Consider the following 6971-nt stretch of genomic DNA (forward strand, 5'->3'; position numbering starts at 1 on the left):
GAGCGGGCGAGCTCGGTGATCACCTGGAAGGCATGGTCGATATCGGCCTCCGTCGATTCGAACTGCCCAGCCTGGAAGCGGATCACGGCGCGGCCATCGAGGCGTGTCTGGGTCAGGTAGATGCGCCCATCGCGGTTGATCGCTTCGACCAGCGCGAGATTGTGCTCGTCGAGATCGGCGACGCCCGCCGCCACGTGGCGGAAGGAAAACAGCGACAGCATCGGCTCGCTGGTGATCTCGAAATCGGGCTCGTGGCCCAGCCGTTCGGCCAGCTTCCCGCTCCAGGACACATGGTTGCGGATCATTGTGCGCAGGCCTTCGAGCCCATGGGCACGCAGTAGGAACCACAGCTTCAGCGCTCGGAAACGCCGGCCGAGCGGCACCGACCATTCGGAATAATTGGTGATTCCGTCACGGCCGTGCGTCTTCAAAAACTCCGGACGAATAGCCAGCGTCCGCACCAGGCTTTCGGGATCGCGGATGAACTGGACCGAGCAGTCGAACTGGGCGCCCAGCCATTTGTGCGGGTTGAAGACGATCGAATCCGCACCCTCGACCCCGGCCCAGAAGTGCCGGAACTCCGGGCAGATCATCGCGGAACCGGCCCAGGCCGCGTCGACATGGGTGTAGAGCCCGTGGCACCTGGCGACATCCATGACAGCCGCAACGTCATCGGTGCCGCCGACACTGGTGCCGCCGACGCAGGCGATCACGCCCGCCGGCAGAAAGCCCTGCTCGCGATCTTTAGCGATCGCGGCCTCCAGTGCCTCAGTCGACATCGCACGAAAGCGCCCGCCGGTCGGAATACGCACGAGATTTTCCTCGCCGATTCCCGCAACCCAGATGGCGCGGTCGATGGAGGTGTGCACGTGCTCCGAACAGTAGATCCGCAGGCGCGGCGCACCCGAAAGGCCAGATTTGTTGCCTTGCCAGTTAAGCGCGCGCTCGCGCATGGTCAGCACTGCCGCAAGCGTCGCCGAGGAAGCAGAATCCTGGATGACGCCGGAAAAATCGGCCGGCAGGCCAAGCGCCTGGCGCAGCCAGTCGACGACGCGTGTTTCCAGTTCCGTTGCCGCCGGCGAGGTCTGCCAGAGCATGCACTGGGCAGCCATGGCGCTAACGAGATATTCCGCCACCACTGAAACGGGTGCTGCGTTGGCTGGAAAGTAGGCAAAAAAACGCGGATGCTGCCAATGCGTCATGCCTGGCACGATCGTCGCCTCGAAGTCGGCGAAGATAGCCTCCATCGGCTCGGCCTCTTCGGGCGGACTGGCGGCAATCGCGCCCAGAATTTTACCCGGTTCGATATCCGGGCGTACCGGCCGGTCGCGCAACCCGGCGCGGTAATCGACGCCCCATTCGGCCGCCTTCACCGACCAATGGCGAAACTCGTTGCTGTCCATGGTCGTCGTCCCCCCTTGGTGTGTGTGCAAACTTGGCGGCTATTCGATGAAATCGGGCAGGCTCTGAAACGCCGCCTTCAGCGCGTCGGACCAGCCCTCCGAAACACTCCGGTAATAGGGATCGTCAGCACCGATCCGCTTCTTCAGGCCGATCTTGAAACTGTCTTTTTCGTAGAAAGCCAGGTCGAGCGGCAGGCCTACCGACAGGTTGGATTTCAACGTCGAATCAAACGATACCAAAAGCAGCTTGACCGTCTCGGCGAAGCTCATCGTCTTGTCATAGGCGCGCACGATGATCGGCTTGCCGTACTTGGTCTCGCCGATCTGGAAGAACGGCGTGTCGTCGCTGCATTCGATGAAATTGCCCTCGGGATAGATCATGAACAGCCTGGGTTCGCTGCCCTTGATCTGGCCGCCCAGGATGAACGAGGCGTTGAATGCCGCATCCGCCGTCTGGCCGCCCAGCGCCGACTGGGCGATCACTTCCTTGACCGTGTCGCCGACCAGCCGCGCGATCTGGTACATCGAAGGCGCTTCGAGCAGCGTCGGCGCGCGTTCGGCCGCAGCTTTGGTGCGTTCGTCGAGCAGGCTGACCACGGCCTGGGTTGTGGCAAGATTGCCGGCCGACATCAGCACGACCACGCGCTCGCCCGGTAGCTCCCAGATCCGCATCTTGCGAAAGGTCGAGATGCTGTCGACCCCGGCATTGGTCCGCGTGTCCGACATGAACACTAGGCCGCGATCAATCTTCAGGCCGACGCAATAGGTCATCGATTCCAGTCCGGCGAACGCTTCTATGCCGGATTACTGCTCTACGGTGATGTGGACTGCAAGCCGTTCCTGGGCGTTCCCGATCAGAATGCCCGAAATCGGCATCGCCTCGCGATAGTCGCGCCCCACAGCCACGCGCACATAGCGCCCATCCGGCGACACGCCGTTGGCAGCGTCAAAGCCGACCCAGCCCAGGCCGTTGACATAGGCCTCCGCCCAGGCGTGGCTCGCCACCTGCTCGATCGTATCGTTCATCATCAGATAGCCGCTGACGTAACGCGCCGGAAATCCGAGCAGCCGGGCCGAGGCGGCAAAGACATGAGCATGGTCCTGGCAAACGCCAGTACCTTTCTCAAGCGCCTCTTCGGCGGTTGTGCGGGAGTCGGTCGTGCCGGTCACGTAGGCCACGCGTTGCTGGATCGTCGCCATCAAGGCGTGCAGCCGCTCCAGTTCGCCACCCTCCCCGATATCAGCCGCAAGGTCGCGGATCGCAGCGCCTGGGGCGGTCAGCGGTGTCTGGTGCTCGAACAGCCACAGCGGCGCAAAGCCACGATGCAGCCCCGAAATGCCTGCGGTTTCGTTGGTCTCCACCTCGCCTTCGGCGACGACGCTGATCGTGTGCGGCTCTCCGTCGATGCTGAGCAGTCGGGTGTCATTGCCGAACTGGTCGAGAAATCGCACTTCCTCGCGCGCGCCTTCGATACGCAACGTCCAGGTCAGCACCGTCTGCGCCGGCCCACTCACCGGCCACAGGCGCACACGCTGCAGGCCATAGCGGATCGGCTCGTCGTAATTGTACTCGGTGCTGTGGCTGACCTTGAGCCGCATCTTCCTATCCGATCAATAGAAGCCGAAATCCTGGGCGACCTGATCGCCCAGCCGATTATTGTCCTGAATGAAGTCGGCGAGGAACTCGTGCAGACCGGTTTCGAAAATGTCCTTGATCTCGGTGCCGCGCAGCCTGGCATAGGTTCGTTCGGCGATCTCTTGCGCGGGGTGCTTGGCGCCATAGTCCTCACCGAGGTATTTGAGATGCTCGGCGAGGAACCGGTAGCTGAAAGCCAGTGAACGGGGCATGCGCGCATTGAGCATCAGATATTCGGCAATGTTGGCCGGCTTGTATTCGGCCTCATAGACCCAGCGATAGGACCTGTGCGCCGCAACCGACCGCAAGATCGACTCCCACTGGTAGTTGTCGAGCGACGAGCCCACCCACGAAACCGACGGCAGCAGCACGTAATATTTGACGTCGAGGATGCGCGCGGTGTTGTCGGCGCGTTCGACATAGGTGCCGAGCTGGGCGAAATCGAAGATCTCGTTGCGCAGCATGGTGCCGTAAAACGAGCCGCGGATGAGTGCCGTCTCGCGCTTGATCGCGTCGAGCACTCCGGGCAGTTCGCGCTGGTCGATCGGAGATTCCAGCATGCGCTTCAGCGACATCCAGGCTTCGTTGATGCTCTCCCAGGTTTCCCGGGTCAGCGCTGTGCGCACCATGCGCGCATTGTTTCGGGCCGTTTCGATCGCCGCGACAGCGCTCGACGGGTTGGCCATGTCGCGCAGCAGGAAATCGGCGACGTTTTCTGCCGTGTAGTCGCTGTGCTTGGCGGCGAACGCGCTGGCGGCTCCCGCCGAAAGCAGCACCGAGTTCCATTCTTCCGAGGCATCCTGGCTGCGGGTCAGCGCTATGCGCAGGCCGGCATCGATCAGCCGTGCCATATTCTCGGTCCGCTCGATGTAGCGGTTCATCCAGTAGAGGCCGTTGGCGGTGCGTCCCAGAAGCATGAAGTCTCAACGTCCCCTTAGTCGTCCAGAACCCAGGTGTCCTTGGTTCCGCCCCCTTGTGAGGAATTCACCACCAGTGACCCTTCCTTGAGCGCCACGCGCGTCAGGCCCCCAGGCACGATGCGAATACGGTCGGAAACCAGCACGAACGGCCTGAGATCGACATGGCGTGGCGCAAGCCCCTTCTCGGTCAGGATCGGGCAGGTCGACAGCGACAGCGTCGGCTGGGCGATGTAGTTGGAAGGCCGCGCCGCGAGCTTTTTCGAGAACTCTTCGCATTCCTTCTTGGAGGCAGCCGGCCCGACCAACATGCCGTAGCCGCCCGAGCCGTGCACTTCCTTGACCACCAGCTCGGTGAGGTGCTCCTGGACATATTTCAGGCTGTCAGGCTCGGAGCAGCGCCAGGTCGGGATATTGCCCAGGATCGGCTTGCGCCCGGTGTAGAACTCGATGATCTCGGGCATGTAGGAGTAGATCGCCTTGTCGTCGRCAATGCCGGTGCCCGGTGCATTGGCAATGGTGATGTTGCCAGCGCGGTAGACGTCCATGATTCCGGGCACGCCAAGCGCCGAATCCGGCTTGAAGGTCAGCGGATCGAGATAGGCGTCGTCGACGCGGCGGTAGAGCACGTCGATCTGCTTGTAGCCCTCGGTGGTGCGCATCGCCACGCGCCCATCGACAACGCGCAGGTCCTGGCCCTCGACAAGCTGCACCCCCATCTGGTCGGCCAGGAATGCGTGCTCGAAATAAGCCGAGTTGAAGCTGCCCGGCGTCAGCACGGCGATCGTCGGCGTACCGCTCACCCCGTTTGGCCGCACCGCCGAAAGCGACTGCCTCAGCAGCTGCGGGTAGTTCTCGACGGGATGCACCTTGATGCGCTGGAACAGCTCGGGAAAAAGCTGCAGCATCGTCTCGCGGTTCTCCAGCATGTAGGAGACACCGGATGGCGTGCGCGCATTGTCTTCGAGCACGTAGAACTCATTCTCGGCGATGCGCACGATATCGACGCCGATGATGTGGGTGTAGACGCCAGCCGGCGGCCTGACCCCGATCATCTCGGGCAAGAACGCCTCATTGGTGGCGATCAACTCACGCGGCACGCGGCCGGCGCGCAAAATCTCCTGGCGGTGATAGATGTCGTCGAGGAAGGCGTTGAGCGCCTGCACGCGTTGCTCGATGCCTTGCGTCAGCCGCCGCCACTCATTGCCGGAAATAATCCGCGGCACGATGTCGAAGGGGATGAGCCGTTCTGAAGCTTCCTGTTCGCCATAGACGGCAAAGGTGATGCCGGTCTTGCGGAATACCMGCTCGGCATCGCGCATCTTTTCGGTAAGTCGTGCGGGATCCTGGTTTTTCAGCCAGCTGTCATAAATCTCGTAGGGCCGTCTGAGTCCGGCTTCGGCCGGGAGCATTTCATCGAACGCGACCACTGGCAAACTCCCCTCTGAGATCAGTCAAATGACCTCCAGGGAGAAAATCAAGCGCAATCGCCGGCTTCAGGCGCAGCCGGCTTCATATTCGGGAAATTGCCCATCATTTTGGCAAAAAGCCGGGGATTTGGGCGCATCCCTGCCCTTTTCACGCTCAAAACGCGCGGAAGGTCACGGTCGTGAACGTGTCCCTGATGTTGCCGATGGCATGGACCTTTTCGTTGACGAAGTGGCCGATGTCTTCCTCGTCGTCGACATAGAACTTCACCAGCAAGTCGAAATTACCAGCCGTCGAGTAGATCTCCGAGGCGATCTCGGCATCCGCCAGCGCACTCGCCACCTCATAGGCCTTGCCGAGTTCGCATTTGATCTGCACGAAAAAGGTCTTCATCGCGTTATCCGTTCCGGGCCTGCCCTTGTTGCCGGTCTTGTCGCAGAACGCACCAGCGCTTTCAAGCCAATGCCTGGCAACGTTCCAGAGACAATTCGCCCATTCGCCTGAAACCGCAGCCGCACCGCTTGCGTATGATACAATGTGATGGTGGCACCGGCCAATGGCCCGCCACGAAGTGGGAGACGTCATGATGCGCTGTGCGGCAATCATTGTTGTTTCGCTGTTTTTCGCCCTGCCAGCGCTTGCTGGCGATGCCGAGATCAAGGCGGCGCAGGACAGCATCTCCGGCCAGCTCCATGCTTTTCACGCCGGCGACGATGCCGGTGCCTATGGCTACGCCGCGCCCAATGTGAAGCGCATCTTCCCCACACTAGACACCTTCATGAGTATGGTCACCGGGGCCTACAAACCAGTGCACAAGCCGCAGAGTTTTTCCTTCGGCAAGTCCAAGGAAACGAGCCCGTCCGCGATCATCCAGCAGGTGATCATCGTCGGTGCGGACGGCAAGGACTATGAGGCCGTCTACACGCTCGAACTGCAGCCCGACGGCGTCTGGCGCATCACCGGGGTCAGCCTGCGCGCGTCGAACTCGCTGAGTACATGATGCGAAGTCACTCAGACCCTGACAGCTCGCCGAGGGCGCCGCAAAGATCAGCAAGAGCCCCCGCTCCATTTCCCCGGAAAGCCGAGCCATGCATTACCGCAAGCGTGTTCGGTTGAAGCGTGATTAGTCGTTTGAACATCGCATCCGTCCTTGAAGTCCACGGAATGCTATGGGCGAACGGGCTCTTGAGCGTGGAAACGATCATCTCCCGCGCCGGTCCGACGATATCTGCTTCGACGACAGCGGGCCCAGCGCCTTGATGGAGAAACAAATCGGACGCAAACAGCGTGCGCTCCGTTTCATCGAAGAGAAGGCTTGCGTCCCATCCGTGAGGCAGATGCGGCGTGGAGAGAAATTCAAACGTATGCGCACCGGTACTCAGGCGCTCGCCGTCCATCAGGGCCTGCGCCGGCTGATCCGCGTAATCGTCCAGCATCACGCTGGCACCGACCACGCTGGTGATAGCTGTCGCACCGGGCGCAATGGCCAGCCATTTGTTCAGGGCTCCGCATTCATCCGGCTCAAAATGCGAGAAACCAATCCACCGAAGCGTAGCGGGATCAAGCAAGGTGGCGACAGCCTCGCGC

General features: G+C 61.6%; 8 protein-coding genes. 1 reads left to right on the forward strand and 7 read right to left on the reverse strand.

The window, feature by feature from the left end:
- The 6 genes from AC1DUU_RS19010 to AC1DUU_RS19035 form a co-directional block, all read right to left on the reverse strand.
- Positions 1-1403: pyridoxal phosphate-dependent decarboxylase family protein (locus AC1DUU_RS19010; RefSeq protein WP_476784960.1), on the reverse strand; the 1403-nt coding region annotated here is incomplete at its 3' end.
- 39 nt (positions 1404-1442) lie between these two features.
- Positions 1443-2174, reverse strand: coding sequence for a proteasome-type protease (locus tag AC1DUU_RS19015; protein ID WP_476784961.1), 732 nt, complete (start codon positions 2172-2174; stop codon positions 1443-1445).
- A gap of 33 nt (positions 2175-2207) precedes the next feature.
- Positions 2208-3002 (reverse strand): transglutaminase family protein, encoded by a 795-nt coding sequence (locus AC1DUU_RS19020; RefSeq protein WP_476784962.1) that lies wholly within the window; start codon positions 3000-3002, stop codon positions 2208-2210.
- Positions 3003-3014: 12 nt separating this feature from the next.
- Positions 3015-3956: an alpha-E domain-containing protein gene (locus AC1DUU_RS19025; RefSeq protein ID WP_476784963.1), complete on the reverse strand. Its 942-nt coding sequence runs from the start codon at positions 3954-3956 to the stop codon at positions 3015-3017.
- A 17-nt stretch (positions 3957-3973) separates the two neighbouring features.
- Positions 3974-5386 (reverse strand): circularly permuted type 2 ATP-grasp protein, encoded by a 1413-nt coding sequence (locus AC1DUU_RS19030; RefSeq protein WP_476784964.1) that lies wholly within the window; start codon positions 5384-5386, stop codon positions 3974-3976.
- Positions 5387-5540: 154 nt separating this feature from the next.
- On the reverse strand, positions 5541-5777 hold the full coding sequence (locus AC1DUU_RS19035; RefSeq protein ID WP_109576006.1) for an Lrp/AsnC ligand binding domain-containing protein: 237 nt from the start codon (positions 5775-5777) through the stop codon (positions 5541-5543).
- A 193-nt stretch (positions 5778-5970) separates the two neighbouring features.
- Here AC1DUU_RS19035 and AC1DUU_RS19040 point away from each other — a divergent pair, with 193 nt between their 5' ends.
- A complete protein-coding gene (locus AC1DUU_RS19040; protein ID WP_476784966.1) occupies positions 5971-6384 on the forward strand; it encodes a DUF4864 domain-containing protein in 414 nt (137 codons plus the stop codon).
- Between the two features lie 7 nt (positions 6385-6391).
- On the opposite strand, the gene AC1DUU_RS19045 is transcribed toward AC1DUU_RS19040, so the two are convergent.
- The coding region (locus AC1DUU_RS19045) for an oxygen-binding di-iron domain-containing protein (RefSeq protein WP_476784965.1) at positions 6392-6971 on the reverse strand (580 nt) is incomplete at its 5' end.

The organism is Aminobacter sp. P4_H6_2, from assembly GCF_056400805.1.